Annotated in this window: 18 protein-coding genes; 9 read left to right on the top strand and 9 right to left on the bottom strand. The window is 66.7% G+C overall.

Features of this window, described 5'->3' with window-relative positions; all coding sequences use genetic code 11:
- Positions 1 to 14 precede the first annotated feature (14 nt).
- Genes HNP02_RS18155 through HNP02_RS18145 form a run of 3 tightly spaced genes read left to right on the top strand, consistent with a single transcriptional unit; the run spans position 15 to position 4,570 of the window.
- Complete coding sequence (locus tag HNP02_RS18155) at positions 15 to 1,043, top strand: dihydrodipicolinate reductase (RefSeq protein ID WP_375373692.1); 1,029 nt, start codon at positions 15 to 17, stop codon at positions 1,041 to 1,043.
- Between the two features lies 1 nt (position 1,044).
- Positions 1,045 to 2,790 (top strand): Hsp70 family protein, encoded by a 1,746-nt coding sequence (locus HNP02_RS18150; protein WP_184440976.1) that lies wholly within the window; start codon positions 1,045 to 1,047, stop codon positions 2,788 to 2,790.
- 28 nt (positions 2,791 to 2,818) lie between these two features.
- Positions 2,819 to 4,570: an acyl-CoA dehydrogenase gene (locus HNP02_RS18145; RefSeq protein ID WP_184440974.1), complete on the top strand. Its 1,752-nt coding sequence runs from the start codon at positions 2,819 to 2,821 to the stop codon at positions 4,568 to 4,570.
- A 20-nt stretch (positions 4,571 to 4,590) separates the two neighbouring features.
- Here HNP02_RS18145 and HNP02_RS18140 read toward each other — a convergent pair whose 3' ends face one another.
- The 3 genes from HNP02_RS18140 to HNP02_RS18130 form a co-directional block, all read right to left on the bottom strand.
- Positions 4,591 to 5,211, bottom strand: coding sequence for a hypothetical protein (locus HNP02_RS18140; RefSeq protein WP_184440972.1), 621 nt, complete (start codon positions 5,209 to 5,211; stop codon positions 4,591 to 4,593).
- 94 nt (positions 5,212 to 5,305) lie between these two features.
- Entirely contained in the window at positions 5,306 to 5,626 is a 321-nt protein-coding gene (locus tag HNP02_RS18135) for a hypothetical protein (RefSeq protein WP_184440970.1), read from the bottom strand.
- Positions 5,623 to 6,249, bottom strand: coding sequence for a DJ-1/PfpI family protein (locus HNP02_RS18130; RefSeq protein WP_184440968.1), 627 nt, complete (start codon positions 6,247 to 6,249; stop codon positions 5,623 to 5,625). The genes HNP02_RS18135 and HNP02_RS18130 overlap by 4 nt, the downstream gene beginning before the upstream one ends.
- Positions 6,250 to 6,341: 92 nt before the next feature.
- On the opposite strand from HNP02_RS18130, the gene HNP02_RS18125 reads away from it, so the two are divergent.
- Entirely contained in the window at positions 6,342 to 7,316 is a 975-nt protein-coding gene (locus tag HNP02_RS18125) for a GlxA family transcriptional regulator (RefSeq protein ID WP_184440966.1), read from the top strand.
- Between the two features lie 2 nt (positions 7,317 to 7,318).
- Here the strand turns inward: HNP02_RS18125 and HNP02_RS18120 are convergent, their stop codons facing one another.
- Complete coding sequence (locus HNP02_RS18120) at positions 7,319 to 8,407, bottom strand: SAM-dependent methyltransferase (protein ID WP_184440964.1); 1,089 nt, start codon at positions 8,405 to 8,407, stop codon at positions 7,319 to 7,321.
- Between the two features lie 84 nt (positions 8,408 to 8,491).
- Between HNP02_RS18120 and HNP02_RS18115 the strand changes: the two genes are divergently transcribed.
- Positions 8,492 to 9,253, top strand: a complete 762-nt coding sequence (locus HNP02_RS18115; RefSeq protein WP_184440962.1) for an SHOCT domain-containing protein — start codon at positions 8,492 to 8,494, stop codon at positions 9,251 to 9,253.
- On the opposite strand, the gene HNP02_RS18110 is transcribed toward HNP02_RS18115, so the two are convergent.
- Both HNP02_RS18110 and HNP02_RS18105 read right to left on the bottom strand, forming a co-directional pair.
- Positions 9,250 to 9,876: an MBL fold metallo-hydrolase gene (locus HNP02_RS18110; protein WP_184440961.1), complete on the bottom strand. Its 627-nt coding sequence runs from the start codon at positions 9,874 to 9,876 to the stop codon at positions 9,250 to 9,252. The two genes, HNP02_RS18115 and HNP02_RS18110, sit on opposite strands and share 4 nt — an antisense overlap.
- The gene (locus tag HNP02_RS18105; protein WP_184440959.1) at positions 9,876 to 10,961 is read right to left on the bottom strand and encodes an S-(hydroxymethyl)mycothiol dehydrogenase; all 1,086 of its coding nucleotides are present in this window, start codon (positions 10,959 to 10,961) and stop codon (positions 9,876 to 9,878) included. Before HNP02_RS18105 ends, HNP02_RS18110 begins: the two co-directional genes overlap by 1 nt.
- A 67-nt stretch (positions 10,962 to 11,028) precedes the next feature.
- Here HNP02_RS18105 and HNP02_RS18100 point away from each other — a divergent pair, with 67 nt between their 5' ends.
- The 3 genes from HNP02_RS18100 to HNP02_RS18090 all read left to right on the top strand — a co-directional run bounded on the left by HNP02_RS18100 (position 11,029) and on the right by HNP02_RS18090 (position 13,079).
- Complete coding sequence (locus HNP02_RS18100) at positions 11,029 to 11,853, top strand: serine hydrolase (RefSeq protein WP_184440957.1); 825 nt, start codon at positions 11,029 to 11,031, stop codon at positions 11,851 to 11,853.
- A 129-nt stretch (positions 11,854 to 11,982) separates the two neighbouring features.
- On the top strand, positions 11,983 to 12,495 hold the full coding sequence (locus tag HNP02_RS18095) for a DUF3145 domain-containing protein (RefSeq protein WP_184440955.1): 513 nt from the start codon (positions 11,983 to 11,985) through the stop codon (positions 12,493 to 12,495).
- Between the two features lie 59 nt (positions 12,496 to 12,554).
- Positions 12,555 to 13,079: a hypothetical protein gene (locus HNP02_RS18090; protein WP_309241603.1), complete on the top strand. Its 525-nt coding sequence runs from the start codon at positions 12,555 to 12,557 to the stop codon at positions 13,077 to 13,079.
- Positions 13,080 to 13,121: 42 nt separating this feature from the next.
- Here HNP02_RS18090 and HNP02_RS18085 read toward each other — a convergent pair whose 3' ends face one another.
- Positions 13,122 to 13,598, bottom strand: a complete 477-nt coding sequence (locus HNP02_RS18085; RefSeq protein ID WP_184440953.1) for a hypothetical protein — start codon at positions 13,596 to 13,598, stop codon at positions 13,122 to 13,124.
- Positions 13,599 to 13,844: 246 nt separating this feature from the next.
- On the opposite strand from HNP02_RS18085, the gene HNP02_RS18080 reads away from it, so the two are divergent.
- Entirely contained in the window at positions 13,845 to 14,258 is a 414-nt protein-coding gene (locus tag HNP02_RS18080; RefSeq protein ID WP_184440951.1) for a glyoxalase, read from the top strand.
- A 52-nt stretch (positions 14,259 to 14,310) separates the two neighbouring features.
- On the opposite strand, the gene HNP02_RS18075 is transcribed toward HNP02_RS18080, so the two are convergent.
- Entirely contained in the window at positions 14,311 to 14,706 is a 396-nt protein-coding gene (locus HNP02_RS18075) for a hypothetical protein (protein ID WP_255506656.1), read from the bottom strand.
- A gap of 353 nt (positions 14,707 to 15,059) precedes the next feature.
- Positions 15,060 to 16,478 (bottom strand): RNA polymerase sigma factor, encoded by a 1,419-nt coding sequence (locus tag HNP02_RS18070; RefSeq protein ID WP_184440948.1) that lies wholly within the window; start codon positions 16,476 to 16,478, stop codon positions 15,060 to 15,062.
- Positions 16,479 to 16,919: the final 441 nt, after the last annotated feature.

Here is a 16,919-nt window from a genome sequence, read left to right as displayed (position 1 = left end):
GTTTCGTCGGCAAGATGGTGATCGCCGAGATCGTCAAGCACCCGGAGTTCGAACTCGTCGGCGTCGGCGTCAGCAATCCCGAGAAGGCCGGCCGCGACGTCGGTGACATCTGCAGCCTTGGCCGGTCGTTGGGACTGACCGCGACCGACGACGTCGACGCGCTGATCGCGCTGCGGCCCGACGCGCTGGTGCACTACGGCCCGACCGCTGCCCACGCCGACGACAACATCGCGCTCATCACGCGGTTCCTGCGGGCAGGCATCGACGTCTGCTCGACGTCGATGACCCCGTGGGTGTGGCCGAAGATGCACCTGAACCCGCCGAACTGGATTCAGCCGATCACCGACGCCTGCGAGGCGGGGCAGTCGTCGTGCTTCACCACGGGCATCGATCCCGGCTTCGCGAACGACCTCTTCCCGTTGACGCTGATGGGCCTGACCTCCGAGGTCCGCAAGGTGCGGGCCTCCGAACTGCTCGACTACACGAACTACGAAGGCGACTACGAGTTCGAGATGGGCATCGGCAAGCCGCCGGAGCATCGGCCGCTGCTCGAGACGCCCGACATCCTCGTCTTCGCCTGGGGCGCAACCGTTCCGATGATCGCGCACGCGGCGGGCATCGAACTCGACGAGATCACCACCACCTGGGAGAAGTGGGTCACCCCGAACGAGCGCAAGACCGCGAAGGGCATCATCCCGGCGGGCAACGTCGCCGCGGTGCGGTTCACCATCAACGGTGTCTACAAGGGGGAGACCCGCATCCAGTTGGAGCACGTGAACCGGATCGGCGACGACGCGGCACCGGACTGGCCGTCGGGCAATGAGAACGACGTCTACCGCGTGGACATCGAAGGCACCCCGAGCATCTTCCAGGAGACGGCGTTCCGGTTCACCGACGGCTCCGGCCGCGACGCCGCGGCCGCGGGTTGCCTGGCCACGGGACTTCGCGCACTCAACGCGGTACCCGCCGTCAACGACCTGCCGCCGGGCTGGGTGACCCCACTGGATCTCCCCCTGATCGGGGGAGCGGGCACAATTCGATGACGTGGCAGACGGGATAGGGCTCTCGGTCGGCGCCGCCACCCTGCGAGGGGTGGTGGTCGACCGAAGCGCGGTGACGCGGACGGCGGTGCTGACGTTGTATCCGCACCGGCCACCCGAGGTCGGCTTGCCGACCGAGAATCCCAACCTGGCCGAGCGCGGCCTGGTCATCAACGACTTCGTCGACCGGGTCGGCGATCCGGTGGGCATCGTCGCGCCCGACGGCTCGTCGCACCGCGCCGACGTGCTTCTCGGCAACGCGCTGCGGGCGATGCTCTACGCGGTGACGCGGGGCCGACCGCCTTCCGGTCCGGTGGGCGTCGCGCACCCCGCGCATTGGCGGCCGGCAGCGGTCACCGCCCTGCGCGGTGCACTCGCGGCAGTGCCCGAGTTCGGTGCGGCAGCACATCCCCCGTCGCTTCGCTCGCCCCAGGGGCCACTGGTGTCCGACGCGGTGGCCGCGCTGACGGCATTGCAGCGCGACCCTGGCGTGCCCGCCCGCGGCATCATCGCGGTGTGCGACTTCGGGGGCACGGGCACCAGCGTCACCCTGGCCGACGCCGCGCACGGGTTCGCACCCGTTGCCCCGACGGTTCGGTACACCGATCTGTCCGGCGATCTGATCGATCAGGCTCTGCTCACTCACGTGATCGCCGACCTCTCCGCGGCGGGATCGGTGGACCTGTCGGGCACCTCGGCGATCGGGTCTCTCGCGAACCTGCGGGCCCAGTGCCGGGCGGCGAAGGAACGGCTGTCGACCGCCGCGGTGACCTCCATGCCCGCAGAACTGCCGGGAAGTCGCGGTGAGGTTCGAGTCACGCGCAATGAACTCGACGACACGATCCGCGGGCCCCTGGCCGGGTTCATCGCAGAGCTGCAGGATGCGTTGCAGCGCAGCGGAGTCCGGGCAGGAGATCTGGTCGCCGTCGCGTCAGTCGGCGGAGGTGCGCGCATCCCGATCATCACGACGACGTTGTCGGAGCATCTGCGGGTTCCGGTGATCACGACCCCGCAGCCCGAACTGGCGGCCGCGATTGGCGCCGGGCTCAAGGCCGTGCGCGGCACCGTCGAAGAAGGTGCCACGTCGATGGCGGTGCTGCCCGCGCCCGCGGCGGTCGTCGCGCCCATAGCGCCGGTCGCTCCGGTTGAGTCACTGGCGCCCGCGGCGCTGGCATGGTCGGATGCCCAGGACCTGCCCGAGGTGGTGACCCCCGCCGCCGATTACGGCGGGGTCCCGGTGGCCGACGGCGCGCGACCCCAGATCGCGTTCGACGCGCCAGAGGATGACGATGCCCGCCAGGCCGTGCCGGTGCCCTGGTACCGCACGCCGCCCGCGATCATGACCGCGGGCGTCGTGGTGCTGTTGGCCGCGATCGCCGGGGCCGTCGTGCTGTTGACGGGCCGGGTCGACGAACCGACGCCGTCGGTCATCACGACCACGCCCGCGACACCGACGACCACCGCGCCGCCGCCCCCTGCACCGACGACCTCGGCGGCCGCGCCGCCTCCGGCCCCACCGCCGGTAACTCAGACGCGCACCGCGACCCGCAGGCCTGCGCCCCCCGTGACCGTCACGCAGACGGAGCCACCGCCACCGCCGACCACGGAGCCACCGCCGCCACCACCGACGGAACCGCCGCCGCCGACCACCGAGCCGCCGCCGTGGAGCCCGACACCGCCGTACCCGACGATCCCCGGTCTGCCGTGGGTGCCGTTGCCCGGCGGCCAACCGGTACCGCCGGTACCGTGATGTTCCTGATCCCGCTAGGCTCTCCGCCATGACTGACGGCTTGCTCTTCGATCCGAACACCTACGACCCGCAGCAGTTCGATGCGGAAACCCGCAGGTTGCTGAGGGCGACGATCGACTGGTTCGAGAGCCAGGGCAAGAAACGCATCCTCGACGACGACCTCACCGCGCAGTGGCCAGCCGACTTCGTCGACTTCGTGAAGCGCGAGAAGCTGTTCGCGACGTTCCTCACGCCGTCGGAGTTCGCCGACGGCAACCCGGACAAGCGCTGGGACGCCGCGCGCAACGCCGCACTCGCCGAGATCTTCGGCTTCTACGGCCTGACGTACTGGTACACCGAGCAGGTCACGATCCTCGGTCTCGGTCCGATTTGGCAGAGCGAGAACAAGGACGCGAAGCTCAAGGCCGCCGACGACCTCGAGGCGGGGCACGTGATGGCGTTCGGGCTGTCCGAGCGCGAGCACGGCGCCGACGTCTACAACACCGACATGGTCCTCACCCCGGCCAGCGACGAGGACCGCGCCAACGGCATCCTCTACCGGGCGACGGGGGAGAAGTACTACATCGGCAACGGCAACGTCGCGAGCATGGTGTCGGTGTTCGCGCGGCGTGTAAGTGCCGAGGGTGTTGAAGAAAGGGACGACGCGTACGTCTTCTTCGCCGCCGACAGCCAGCACGAGAACTACCACCTGGTCGGCAACGTCGTGCACATGCAGATCTACGTGAGCACGTTCCGTCTGGAGAACTACCCGGTCCGCGCCGAGGACATCCTGCACACCGGCGTGGAAGCCTTTGCCGCCGCGCTGAATACGGTCAACGTCGGCAAGTTCAACCTGTGTTCGGCGTCGATCGGCATGGCCGAGCACGCCTTCTACGAGGCGATCACCCACGCGCAGAACCGCATCCTGTACGGCAACCCGGTCACCGACTTCACCCACGTGCGGGCCAACTTCGTCGACTCCTACGCGCGACTGATCGCGATGAAGCTGTTCAGCAGGCGCGCGGTCGACTACTTCCGCAGCGCCAGCCTCGAAGACCGGCGCTACCTGCTGTTCAACCCGATGACCAAGGCCAAGGTCACGATGGAGGGCGAGACCGTCATGCGGCTGCTGCACGACGTGGTGGCCGCCAAGGGGTACGAGAAGAACACCATGTTCCGCGAGGTTGCGCAGTTGATGGGCTGCCTACCCCGACTGGAGGGTACGGTGCACGTCAACGTGGGCCTGGTGCTCAAGTTCATGCCGAACTACATGCTCAACCCGCTTGAGTACCCGGCGATCCCGACCCGCGACGACCCGACTGACGACGTCTTCTTCTGGAAGCAGGGACCCACCCGTGGCGCCGGCCGGATCCAGTTCGCCGATTGGACGCCGGTGTATGCCGAGCACTCTCGCGTCCCGAACGTCGCGCAGTTCTACGAGCAGGCACTGTCCTTCAAGGAGCTTCTCCTGATCGCCGCTCCCGACGCCGACCAGCAGAAGGACCTGGACTTCCTGCTCAACGTCGGGCACCTGTTCTCGCTCATCGTCTACGGGCAGCTGATCCTCGAACAGGCCGCGCTGACGGGGCTCGACGACGACATCGTCGATCAGATCTTCGCCTTCCAGATCAACGACTTCAACACGTATACCGTTGCACTGCAAGGCAAGCCGACCTCAACCCAGGCTCAGCAGGAGTGGGCCCTGCGAGCGATTCGCAAGCCGGTGGCCGACGCCGAGCGGTTCGATCGGGTCTGGGAGCGCGTCAAGGCGTACGACGGTGCGTACGAGATGGCGCCCTGACTGAGTTGCGGGCCGTGAGATCAGACCATCTCAGGGACCCGTAGGTGGGCGATCATCAACTCGAAGTCGTGCTCTTCGACGATCTGGGCGGCCACTTCCTCGGACACCGATCCTTTGAGGCGGTCCATCTCGGCGTGGTTGCGCTCCACCGCGTCGGCGCTCTCATAGGCCACCGACGACACCCCGCGGCCGGACGCCCTGTCCACCAACAGACTTGCGCTGCAGTGTCCTTCCAGTTCCTGCATCGCGGGCAGGGCTGCCTTGAAGACCTCGATACCCGAGTCCACCTGGTCGCGATTGACGTTGGCCCAGGTCACCCGGACGCAGGCACCCTCGCCGGCCTCGCGGTCACGGTGCAGGACCGCGATCTCCCATTCCTCGACGGTTGGGCTGCCACCACCGAAGATCTCCGCCGCGCGACTGCGGACCTCCTGAACAGCCGGTGCGCTCGCGCGCATCGCGTCCTCGGACTCCCACGCGCTGGTGATGATGCAGCGACCGGATGACCGGTCGGCCAACAGGGACAACCCGATGTACCCATCTAGGCCTTCGAGCAGGGGCATCACTTTGTCGCGGACGTAGGCAATGCCTGCGTCGACGGATGAGGGCATTGCCTCCAACGTTGTCGTTCGTGCGTACATAATCTGCCTCTCTGGACGGGGCAGCGTCTCGACGGCGCCGCCGTCGGATTTCATCGTCCTCCGCTGGAAGGCGGGTGGCAATGCGCGCAGCGTGTCAAATCTGGCCGCGGCGCCGAGTGCCGATCACCGCCGAGCGTGGCAATCGGCCGGCCCGCGAATGACCGGCCAACCGGTCACCGTCGACCACGACGTCGAAGTCGAGGTTGAGCCGCATCGGTTTGGTCACGGACTGTTGCCAGGTAACCCGTTGTCCGCCAGCGTCATTGACGACGATGATGTTTCTCAGCGGCACCGTCTCGTCCTTGCCCGTCGCGCTGCCGGCGACAGTACTGCCGTCGTCGGTGAAGCTGTAGACGACGGCCATCGACCCGATCGGGGTCTTGATGGTCACGTCCCATTCGCCGATGATGCTCATTTCCATACCGTTCCTCGTCGCTCGTATTCGAATAGCTTCTCCACGGCGATCGCCACTGTGGGTCCATAGCTGCGTTCGAGCAGATGCAGCGCCAGGTCGAGACCCGACGTCACTCCGCCTGCCGTCACGAGATCGCCGTCGTCGACGACCCTGGCGTACACGGCCGTCACACCGGTCGCCTCGAGGACGTCCATGCCGAGATGATGCGTGGCGGCGTTACGGCCCTCGATCAGCCCGGCCATCGCGAGGGCGAGCGAGCCGCCACAGACTGTGGCCACCGTGATGTCGGGGTTGGCGAAGGCCTTGGCCATCAACTCGACGGCCCTGGTCTCGCCGAACCGGGCGAGAAGTACTGGGATGGTGTCGATCTCGTCGGGATCGCCGTCGATGGGACCGCTGGCACCTGGAACGATGACGTAGCCCGGCTTGTCAGGGTCGAGTTCGGCGCTGGCGTTCAGGACCAGACCGCGCGTCCCGCTGACCACGGGGCGTGCGCCCTCGGCGGAGACCAGCTCGACGGTCAGTGCGCCGCCGACGGCGTCGCTACCGGCCGCGAGCACCTCGAACGGGGCGATCACGTCGAGGGGGTCGAAGCCGTCGAACAACAAGAGCTGTGCATGCATGCCGCCATCGTGACCGGTGAACGGCACGCACGACCAGTGGCCAGAACGCCACCATACGCCGAGATATTGCCACCGCCTGCTACCGTCCGATCATGCACACCGTGGCCGTCGTCGCCCTGCCCGGCACCATCGCGTTCGATCTCGCCACACCGGTGGAGGTCTTCGGCCAGGTTGAGCTGGCATCGGGTGGCGCGGGCTATCGCGTGCTGGTCTGCGGAACCGATCCCGTCGTCTCAGCCGGGGCGCTGCGCATCGCGACCGACCACGGACTCGACGCTCTCGCGACCGCCGACACCATCGTCGTGCCTGGCCGCTACGACGTCACCGACCCAACGCCGCCCGCGGTGCTGGTCGCGCTGCGCGATGCCTTCGCCCGCGGCGTCCGGATCGCGTCGATCTGCACGGGCGCGTTCACCGTGGCCGCCGCAGGCCTCCTCGACGGGCGGCGAGCGACGACGCACTGGAGGGCCTCCGACCTGTTTCGCGTCACGTTCCCCGCGGTGCACCTCGACCCCGACGTGCTCTACGTCGACGAGGGCCAGGTCCTTACCTCGGCGGGCGCGTCCGCCGGCCTCGATCTGTGTCTGCACATGGTGCAGCGCGATCACGGTGCCGCGGTCGCAGCCGACGCCGCACGGGTAGCGGTGGCGCCATTGCACCGCAGCGGTGGCCAGGCACAGTTCATCCCGCGAAATCAGCGTGGGCGGCTGGCCCCCACGAAGGCCATCGCGGAGCGCACCGAACTGGATGACGTGCTGGCCTGGATCGAGCGCGAGGCACACCGCGAGGTGGTGCTCGCCGACATCGCCGCACACGCCGCGGTCAGCGTCCGCACGCTCAACCGCCGATTCCAGACCGAGACCGGACAGACCCCGATGCAGTGGTTGACCGGCGTCCGGGTGCGCCACGCGCAGCAGCTGCTGGAGACCACCTCGCACGGCGTGGAGCGGATCGGGCGCGAAGTCGGGTTCGCGTCGCCTGCCAACTTCCGCGAGCAGTTCCGCCGGCTCGCAGGCGTCTCACCGCAGAACTACCGCAACACCTTTCGCGAGCGCATCGCAGGCTGACGTCAGTGGTGGCTGCGTTCCTTCTTCTCGATGACCACCAATGCAAGCGGTATCCGCATCTGCTCAGGCGCGGCGGCGCACCGCGCCGCGACCCCACACTCGAGCTCGTTGAGGAACAGGATGTGATGACCCGCGTCGCGTTCGTGCAGCGCTGAGATCAGGGCGGGGAACATCGCCGCGCGCAGGAATGCCGCCCACTGTGCGCCGAGAGTCGTGGCGTCCTTGTCGATCTGGTACTGCGCCCAGAAGCGGTCCTCGGCTTCGAACACCTCGAGGTGCTGGATCGTCAGTCTCTCGAAGGTGCCCGACGGCGCGAACGGGGACAGGAAGTCGCGCTCGCGGCGCCCGACGATGGGGATGGCCATCCGGAGCACCTCGTCCTCGGTGACCAGATTCCGGGCCGACATGTCGACCAGGGTTTCCATCACCGCGTCCAGCAGTGGCCCATAGCCGATGTCACCGTCCTCGCCGATCGCCAGAGTCATCACCAGCAGTCGCCCGCCAGGGGACAGTTCGCGCCCGCGGAATGCGACGAACTCGTGCCAGTCGTGTGCGGCCTGTTTGGCGTAGGCGGTGCGCGCGTTCTCGTCGCGGCTGGACGACACCACGACGTGATCGGAAATGGGGGTCGGCACCCGCCCCAGCCATAGGATCGACCACGCCGACCAGGCCAGGTTCACGCTGTTGGACGGCAGGATCTGGGTGTAGAACGAGCGCCCCACCGCAGATGCGAACGACGCATGGTCCTTCTTGAGGTAGGTGTCCGGGTCGTCGGTCAACGTGCGGAAGAGATCGGTGAAGTCGTTCTGGGGCACGTCGGTGTGCGTGACCAGCACCGAGTGTTCGGGCCGGGTTCGCGCACGGAACCTGCCGATCGCGGCGCCGATCGGCAGCAGCGCGTTGTGCCCGTTCGCCGCGCCGTAGTCGGCGATCACGATGGGGCGCGGCGACCGGGGGATGGGCACCACGTCGGCGGCCTGCTCGAAAAGCGTTATCGCCCGCCGTAATCCGGCGGCTTGCAGCCGCGATCCTGCGGTATAGGAGCCGCTGTCGATCGGCTCCGGCCGCACCACGATGCTCGATTCGGGCATGAGTGAAACGGTAGCTCAGAACTGGGCGGACGACCTGGTCGATTGGCGCGGCAGCGGAGACTTCGCCATGACAGACTGCGCTGCATGAGTCGCCGGACCGTGCCGAGGGCACTCACCATCCTCGCCGTGGTGACCATGGTGGTGTCGGTCGTCGGCTTCGTCGCCACGCTGATCCTGAATGCCTTCGTCTTCGACGAGTACGACGCATACGGCGAGGTTCCCATTCCGGGCTCGAGCAGCCTGCACCTGCCGGCAGGCGACGTCACGGTCACGTTCCACACGGTGCTCATCGGCGCCAGCGGCAGCGGCCTGCCCGTCCCGCCCCTGAAGTACCGCATCGTTGCACCGGTCGGTGTCGACGAGCCGGTGCTGACCGAGGACTACGGCAGCACGACGACGGTCAACAACGACGCGCGTGTCCGCATCGGCTATCTGCACGTCCCAGCCGAGGGCACCTACGACATCACCGCCGACGGAAACGTCAGCGCGTTCCTGGACCCGCGGCTGGCGTTCGGCCACGGCAGCAGCTACGGCCACCTGCCGTGGCTCTTCGCGGTGATCTTCGGCCTTGCCATCGTCGACCTGATCATCGCGCGCGTCTGGGCGAGCAAGGTCAAGCGAAGCGAGTTGATGCCGGCCTACCCACCGCCACCGCCGCCGTACCCCTCGTCGCCGATGTACTCACCGCCACCGGCGACGTTCACGCAACCCGTCGACGCGTACGTTCCCACCGATCAGGGCATCCGCATCCAGCAGCTCAATACGCTTGCCCAGCTGCGTGATTCGGGCGCACTTACCGAAGCGGAGTACGAGGCCGAGAAGAAACGGGTACTCGACGGACTCTAGTGGCCGCGTGCGACCCACTCGTCGTAGTGCACGATCTCGTCGCCGATGACGGTGGTGTCGCCGTGTCCGGTGTAGACCACGGTGTCGGCGGGCAGTTTGCCCAGCTTCTCCGAGATGGACGCCAGGATGGTGGGGAAGTCGGAGAAGGACCGTCCGGTTGCTCCGGGACCACCGTTGAACAAGGTGTCGCCGCTGACCACGGCGCCAAGGTCCGGCGCGTACCAGCACACCGACCCCGGCGAGTGGCCGGGGGTGTGCAGCGCGCGGATCTCGACGTCGCCGGCGGAGAGCACTAGGTTGTCGTCGATGCTGCGGAAGTCCTTGTCCGGATGGGTCATTCGCCACAGCACTTCGTCGGCGGGGTGGAGCAGGACCGGCGCGTCGAGTGCCTCACCGAGTTCGGGTGCGACGGTGACGTGATCGTTGTGCCCGTGCGTGCAGACCACCGCGACCACGTTGCGGCCCGCGACGGCATCGATGATCGGCTGCGCGGTGTGGGCGGCATCGAACACCACGACGTTGGAGTCGTCGCCGACGATCCAGATGTTGTTGTCGACATCCCAACTGCCGCCGTCGAGTTCGAAGGTGCCGCTGGTGACGACGCGTTGGATCGCGTTCGCCATCAGAGGATCACCACGGAGCGCAGTACCTCACCGGCGTGCATCTTGTGGAAGGCATCCTCGATACCGTCAAGTCCGATGCGCTCGGTGACGAACTTCTCCAGCGGCAGCCGGCCCTGCAGGTAGAGGCTGATCAGCGTGGGGAAGTCGCGCTCGGGCAGGCAGTCGCCGTACCACGCGGACTTCAGCGTCCCACCGCGGGAGAAGAAGTCCACCAGCGGCATGTCGATCCGCATGTCGGGGGTCGGAACACCCACCAGCACAACGGTTCCGGCCAGGTCGCGGGCGTAGAACGCCTGCTTCCAGGTTTCGGGCCTGCCGACGGCATCGATCACCACGTCGGCACCGTTGCCGTCGGTGAGGTCCTGGATGGTCTCGACGACGTCGAGTTCCTTGGCGTTGATGGTGTGGGTGGCACCGAACTCGCGTGCCCAGTTCAGCTTGGTGTTGTCGGTGTCGACGGCGATGATCCGCCGTGCGCCCACCAGCGCCGCGCCTGCGATCGCCGCGTCACCCACACCGCCGCAACCGATCACCGCGACGGTGTCGTCCCGGCCCACCGCTCCGGTGTTGACCGCGGCGCCAAGACCGGCCATCACGCCGCAGCCCAGCAGGCCTGCGACTGCGGGGTCGGCGGCCGGGTCGACCTTGGTGCACTGCCCTTCGTGGACGAGGGTCTTGTCGGCGAACGCGCCGATGCCCAGCGCCGGGGTGAGTTCGGTGCCGTCGGTCAGCGTCATCTTCTGTTCGGCGTTGAATGTGTTGAAGCAGTACCACGGTCGGCCACGCTTGCAGGCCCGACATTCACCACAGACCGCACGCCAGTTCAGGATCACGAAGTCACCGGGTTCGACGTGTGTCACACCCTCGCCGACCGACTCCACCGCGCCCGCAGCCTCGTGCCCGAGCAGGAACGGATACTCGTCGTTGATCCCGCCCTCGCGGTAGGTCAAGTCGGTATGGCAAACGCCGCACGCGGTCACGTCGACGACGACCTCACCGGGACCCGGATCGGGGATGACGATGTCAACCAATTCGACGGGTTGCTTCTTGCTCCGTGAGATCACGCCGCGCACTATCTGACTCATGGCTACAACTTAAAGGGTGGCGATCGGGTCGGTGGCCGCAACCCGGAACGGATTAGGCTGCTCCGCCATGAGCGCCTTGGACGCGATATCTGACTGGCCGGTCCCGACTGCGGCAGCCGCGGTCGTCGGGCCGTCGGGCGTGCTGGCGGAGTTCGGTGACACCGCGCGCCGGTTCGTCCTGGCGTCGGTGACCAAGCCCCTGGTGGCACGAGCCGTGCAGGTCGCGATCGAGGAGGGCGTCGTCGAACTCGACACCCCGGCAGGTCCGCCGGGGTCGACGGTGCGGCACCTGCTCGCGCACACCTCGGGCCTGTCGATGCTGTCGGCCGAGACGACGGCAGCGCCCGGCAAGCGTCGCGTCTACTCCAACTACGGCTTCGCCGTGCTCGCCGAGACGGTGCAGCAGGCATCCGACATCCCGTTCGAGCGGTACCTCGCCGAAGCGGTCTTCGAACCCCTCGGCATGGGCTCCTCGGCACTCGTCGGCGGTGCGGAAGCGGCCGGGTACGGCGGGGAGTCGACGGTGGCGGATCTCGCGCCCTTCGCCGCCGATCTGTTGCGGCCGACGTTGGTGTCGCCGCAGCTGCACGCCGATGCCATCACGGTGCAGTTTCCCGGGCTGGACGGTGTTTTGCCTGGCTTCGGCGTCCAGCGGCCGAACGACTGGGGCTTGGGCTTCGAGATCCGCGACGGCAAGTCACCGCATTGGACGGGATCGTCGAACTCGGGTCGAACCTTCGGGCACTTCGGTCAGTCGGGCACCTTCATCTGGGCCGATCCCACCGCTGACCTGGCCCTTGTCGTGCTGACGGACCGCGATTTCGACAAGTGGACCTACCCGTTGTGGCCTGCTCTGTCTGATGGAGTGCTGAGAGAATTCGGAGCACACTAGCGCAACACGGGTCCCACAAGGCACAATAGACACGCGCGACACACGCATAACTCAAACTGCAATCTCGTCCTTTGGAAACACCAGGCCGGCTTGGGGAAGACGTCCCTAGTGGAGCCGAAGGAGCAGATGATGCGTGCGTCGAACCAATTCGCCGACGCGACGACTGGTGTGGTGTACGTCCATGCCTCTCCCGCGGCGGTTTGCCCACACGTGGAGTGGGCGCTTTCGTCGACCCTGTCGGCGCGAGCGAACCTCAAGTGGACCCCTCAACCCGCCATGCCCGGACAACTGCGCACCATCACCAACTGGGTCGGTCCCGTCGGGACCGGAGCCCAATTGGCCAGCGCGCTGCGGTCGTGGTCGGTGCTGCGGTTCGAGGTGACCGAAGACCCGAGTGAGGGCGTCGACGGCTACCGCTGGTGCCACACCCCACAGCTCGGGCTGTGGGCCGGAACGATGAGCGCAAACGGCGACGTGATGGTCGGCGAAATGCGCCTGCGCGGCTTGATGGCGGCCGGCGCGGACACCCTTGCCGCCGAACTGGACACGGTGCTCGGCACCGCATGGGACGAAGCGCTGGAGCCCTACCGGGGTGGCGGCGACACCGGCGAGATGAGCTGGCTCAATAGGGGAGTGGGTTAGCCGGCGCTAGACGCGCCGACGTGGTCTCCGGCGCCGAGATTCCCTTATAGGGTGCGTCGGTGGGGTACACGCACGTAACGGAGTCGAACGGTGGCGCGCTCATCGTCGAGATGGGTCATCGTGCTGAGATTGACGAGTTCGCCGGTCCCTTACGCCGTTTCAACGGCATAGATCGTTTCGCCCTGACGCTGTGGGCGCTGCCTGTGGGTATGAATTATGACCAGGCTCGGGCACTGAGTCGGGATGCATTGGAATACATCCAAGCGGCGGGCAAGGCAGATGCATTGACCGTGGAAATCCGCACGGCGGGCGGGTCTGAGTGGGGTGCGGAGTGGGTGCGCTATGTCGTCGGGCACGCGAACTCGGCCGAGCTGCCTACGTTGGAATTGACAATCGAATTGCCGCACAGCACTGAATTGATCGCACGTCACGAAGTGTTCGGCGCCGACGAAGCTGCCGACCTGTTCTACGGCTATTACAAGACCGGGGGCATTCCCACGACCTACACCCTGCGTCCGGTGGAGGGTTACGCCAGCGACGGGCGCAACATCGACCTTCGCGGCGAGACACCGCGGACGCTGTAGCCAACAGCGTTGCACCCAGGGCGGGGGGAGCGGGACAACGCTTCAGCCGCAGCGTTGATCTCCATCAGTCGCTCTCTTGCGAGTCTCCCCACGGATCGTATACACCACGAAGCCAAGACCAGCACACCCCAGAACGAGCGGAATGATCACGCTGAACACCATGTTGGGGTAGGTGCTGACGAAAGCTTGGTTACCTTGGATGTGGGTGTCGACCGTGTCACCGTTGTTCAGCCCTTCCCCGTCGGGAAACCACACTGTCTGCTCGGGTTCACCGGTGGGCCGCCACACGCCGGTGCATGTCGTATTTTTTCCGCCAGTGCACTCCACAACCTCGACGCGAGCGCCGATGCCGTGGTGCAGCGCCCAGAAGTGGTATCCCGCGAGATAGAAGGAGCCCAGCGAACCTAACGCGATGAAGACGATGAACGCCACGCGATAAATGCCGGCTAGACGACCGTCCTTGTTTCCCCCCTTAGTGATGATCGAACCAATCAGAAGTACCCCAAGAAAGGCATACATTGACCACGTCACGACGGGTTCGACCGCCCCTGCGCCTGGGGTGTGTGTGCAAGGTTCTCCAACCTCATTGACGCACGCTATCGCCAGTTGCGCACGGCGCACATGCTTCTGAGTCGAACTTCCGCGCGTCTGGCGCTAGATAGGGGCAGCCCCGCCTACGAGACCGTTTCGGAGTTCGTAGCTGCGGTGTCGCAGCAGGATGCGACGATCGGTGGACCAGTCGAATTTGCGTTGGAAGGTGACGCCATGGACGTGCGGTTCCTCACGAGCGTTGCAGTGATCACCCCCGAGCCGGCCGTCAGCCGACTGTTGTACGTGGACACGCTTGGCCTGCCACTGACCGCGGAAGCCGACGGCTACCTGCACAGTGAAGACATCGACGGTTGCAAGTCCTTCGGCGTCTGGCCCCTGACTCAGGCTGCGCAAGCGTGCTTTGGCACGCCCGACTGGCCAGGTGAGCGGCCGGTGCCGCAGGCCAGCCTCGAGTTTGAGGTCGGGGACGCCGACACCGTCCAGGTCGCAGCGGACGAGTTGAAAGAGAAGGGCTTCACGCTGCTGCACGACGCACATACCGAGCCGTGGGGACAAACCGTCGCTCGACTGCAGTCCATCGAGGGCGCCATCATCGGCATCTCTTACACGCCCACCATGCACTCGTAAAAAGGGGCTTCCCACCGCGGTTAGCCGTCTCATCGCCGGGCGCGGCTATCTGCTAGCCGGCGGGACATGGCGCCGGAATCCACATGCTCCAGCACAGGCCGGGAGGCAGAGGCGGCGACAGCGGCGCAGGAGGCAGAGGAGCCTGAGGGGGCGGAGGATTCGGTCCCTCATAGATGCCAAAACCCTGATTGGCGTCCTCGGGGGCCACGTGCCAGTAGGTGTGGCAGACATTCATGTCCCATGTCACCGGGAACTTGACGTGGTTCTGGGTCAAGTACAACAAGGAATCCCCTGGGCACCAGTGATTTGGGCCGTAGCACATGCCGTTGACCTTGGTGGCCGGCGCGCAGTCATCAATTGCCTGGGCGGTACCTGCACCCAGGCCGGCCAGACCCAGACCGCCGGACACCAACGCAGCTGTGGCAAATCCGATGAGTACTCGGTTCATGGATCGCAGATTAGTCCCGCGTGAGCAGGGAATATTTGTAGATGGCAAGGCTCGGTTCATGGTTGTTCCTTTTGCTGCTGTCGGCGCCCGGGGTGGGCCGCTCGTATAGGTAGGAGCGCCCTGAGCGCGTTGATCGGACCCTTTTTCAGGGCTCTTTCGCCGCGACATCGGGTGTGACCCGGCTCGGGGCACAGGTGGTTCAGATCCCGCGCGTTCCCTCACAGCACGTTGTCGCCGACGGTGTCGACCAACGGGCTGCCACCACCCAGGGGCGGGACCGAGGGAGGCGATCGCTGACCGGTCACAGGCGACATCGCCTGGCACAAACCGGATTTCGGCGTGGCCGCGGTGTCTTAGCCGTGCGTGCTGCAGCAGCCACCGAGGCCGGTGCCGCCGGTGCCGCCGGTGCCACCGCCGCTGTGGTGACTCCGGTGTGTCGAGCTGGTTGTCGGGGTGGGGATGAGCGGCACTCGGCTGGTGGTCGGCGGTGTGGTCGCGGGTTTGGTTGTCGTGATCGGAACCGAGACGGGCGGACCGATGGGCGTCGGCTGGGTCGTTTCGATGGGATTGGTGGTGCGCGGAATCGACGGGAGTACCACGCCAGACGTTGGGACCAGCACCACGATCGAGTTGACCGTTTCCGCGGTGCCCGGAGTCGGCGGTGCCGGCGGCTTGATAGCGGGCGCCACGACCAGAGGTGCTGTGGTGTCGGCGGGCGGGGCTGGAGCGGTTGCGCTGACGTCGACGGGGGCCACGTGTGCGTTCGGGTGGTGCAGCCAGGCCACCGTCAGCCCGAGGATCGCCAGCACGGTGCCCGCGAGGATGCCCACCAGCGCGATCAGAGGGCGGGTGCGATGGCCCCGGTTGTCGCCGACATCACCCCGCGCGGCGGCGAACCGGCTCTGACCGGGTCGCGCAGTGCTGCCCCCGGGTTCAGTGGAGCCCGACGGTGCGCCGGTGACCGGCGATGTGAGGCGAATCTTGGTCAGGGTGCGCTCGCGTAGCCAGGTGGGGGCGGGGATGAACACCGGTGCAGCGCCAAGCAGGGCAACCGGGTTGACTAGCTTGCGGCGTTCCTGATCGCAGATGGGGCATGACTCGATGTGGCGGACGACGCGTTTGCGCATCAGCACACTGAAACGCCCATCCCAGCCGGCCAGGATCGCGCCCAGCTCGGGGCACCCGGTGGGGTCGGTTCGGGCCTGGCGCGCCACCAGCAGAGCGCCCAGAGAGTGTTCGATGGTGTGGCGCAGCCGCGACACCATCCTGTTGGCAGTGCCGGGGCTGACCTCCAACGCGTCGGCCAGCTCGGGTCCGTCTAGGCCGTGGCGGTAGGCCAATTCCAGCACGGCGCGGTCCCGGTCGCCGAGCCCGCCGGCGGCCTGGTCGATCAGATCGGCCAGCTCGGTGCGCGCGGCGAGGGTGTCGGGGCCCGCCTCGGTGGAGGCCATCTCGGGCACCTCCTCTAATAACTGTTCGCGGCGACGCGCACGCAGATGGCGCAGCGCTTCGTTGCGGGCGATGGCATACAGCCACGGGCGTAGTTTGTCGGGCTCACGTAGCCGGGCCAGTTGGGTTGCGGCGGTGCAGAACACGTCCTGCACACAGTCAGCGGCGGCGTCGCGATCGCGCACCATCCCGATACAGAAGTCGTGTAGTCGATCGGCGTAGCGATCATAAATCTCGGCGAAGGCGCCTCGATCACCCGCCGCAGCCGCGCAGGCCAACTCGGCATCGCTGACGATGTCCCAGTCGGTTAATGCGTTCGTCACGTCGCTTTCCCAGCCGATGTAGCGTCGGAACCCGCCACCTCAGAGGCGACGCTGCGAATAGACGCTGCGAATAAGTGTGCGCCCAGACGGGTGAAGACGCGCAGGTAATTTGCAGTTCAGTGGTGGTGCGGGTGGGGACAAACCAGGACCACCTCGCGGCCTGCTCTTTACCAGCACCCCCCGGCGATTCAGTGCTGCGAGAGAGCTCCGCCGCTGCCGTCGTCAGGACGGCCTTCCCGAGTGAAGAAACCGACTTTCGTGCCGCCGTATGTATCGCCGGAGGCGGTGAACCACTCGTGGCAGACACTCATGTCCCATCGAACATCGGGTTGCGGTAAGCGTTCGCCAGGGCACCAGGAGTAACTGCATTCTCCATCGAAGGTGCAATAGACAGCTGGACCCGGCCCGGTCGGGGTCGTGGCGTGCGCACCACCTGCAGCT

Source organism: Mycobacterium sp. AZCC_0083 (assembly GCF_014202335.1).
Lineage (GTDB): Bacteria > Actinomycetota > Actinomycetes > Mycobacteriales > Mycobacteriaceae > Mycobacterium.
The sequence above is the reverse complement of the archived record's forward strand: the minus strand, read 5'-3'. Positions and strand labels throughout refer to the sequence as shown.

Bases quoted from the DNA above. Each gene is read 5' to 3' on its own strand.
- HNP02_RS18155 (WP_375373692.1), top strand. From the start codon at position 15: ATGGTGATCGCCGAGATCGTCAAGCACCCGGAGTTCGAACTCGTCGGC.
- HNP02_RS18145 (WP_184440974.1), top strand. From the start codon at position 2,819: ATGACTGACGGCTTGCTCTTCGATCCGAACACCTACGACCCGCAGCAG.
- HNP02_RS18140 (WP_184440972.1), bottom strand. From the start codon at position 5,211: ATGTACGCACGAACGACAACGTTGGAGGCAATGCCCTCATCCGTCGAC.
- HNP02_RS18135 (WP_184440970.1), bottom strand. From the start codon at position 5,626: ATGAGCATCATCGGCGAATGGGACGTGACCATCAAGACCCCGATCGGG.
- HNP02_RS18130 (WP_184440968.1), bottom strand. From the start codon at position 6,249: ATGCATGCACAGCTCTTGTTGTTCGACGGCTTCGACCCCCTCGACGTG.
- HNP02_RS18125 (WP_184440966.1), top strand. From the start codon at position 6,342: ATGCACACCGTGGCCGTCGTCGCCCTGCCCGGCACCATCGCGTTCGAT.
- HNP02_RS18120 (WP_184440964.1), bottom strand. From the start codon at position 8,407: ATGCCCGAATCGAGCATCGTGGTGCGGCCGGAGCCGATCGACAGCGGC.
- HNP02_RS18115 (WP_184440962.1), top strand. From the start codon at position 8,492: ATGAGTCGCCGGACCGTGCCGAGGGCACTCACCATCCTCGCCGTGGTG.
- HNP02_RS18110 (WP_184440961.1), bottom strand. From the start codon at position 9,876: ATGGCGAACGCGATCCAACGCGTCGTCACCAGCGGCACCTTCGAACTC.
- HNP02_RS18105 (WP_184440959.1), bottom strand. From the start codon at position 10,961: ATGAGTCAGATAGTGCGCGGCGTGATCTCACGGAGCAAGAAGCAACCC.
- HNP02_RS18100 (WP_184440957.1), top strand. From the start codon at position 11,029: ATGAGCGCCTTGGACGCGATATCTGACTGGCCGGTCCCGACTGCGGCA.
- HNP02_RS18095 (WP_184440955.1), top strand. From the start codon at position 11,983: ATGCGTGCGTCGAACCAATTCGCCGACGCGACGACTGGTGTGGTGTAC.
- HNP02_RS18085 (WP_184440953.1), bottom strand. From the start codon at position 13,598: ATGTATGCCTTTCTTGGGGTACTTCTGATTGGTTCGATCATCACTAAG.
- HNP02_RS18080 (WP_184440951.1), top strand. From the start codon at position 13,845: ATGGACGTGCGGTTCCTCACGAGCGTTGCAGTGATCACCCCCGAGCCG.
- HNP02_RS18075 (WP_255506656.1), bottom strand. From the start codon at position 14,706: ATGAACCGAGTACTCATCGGATTTGCCACAGCTGCGTTGGTGTCCGGC.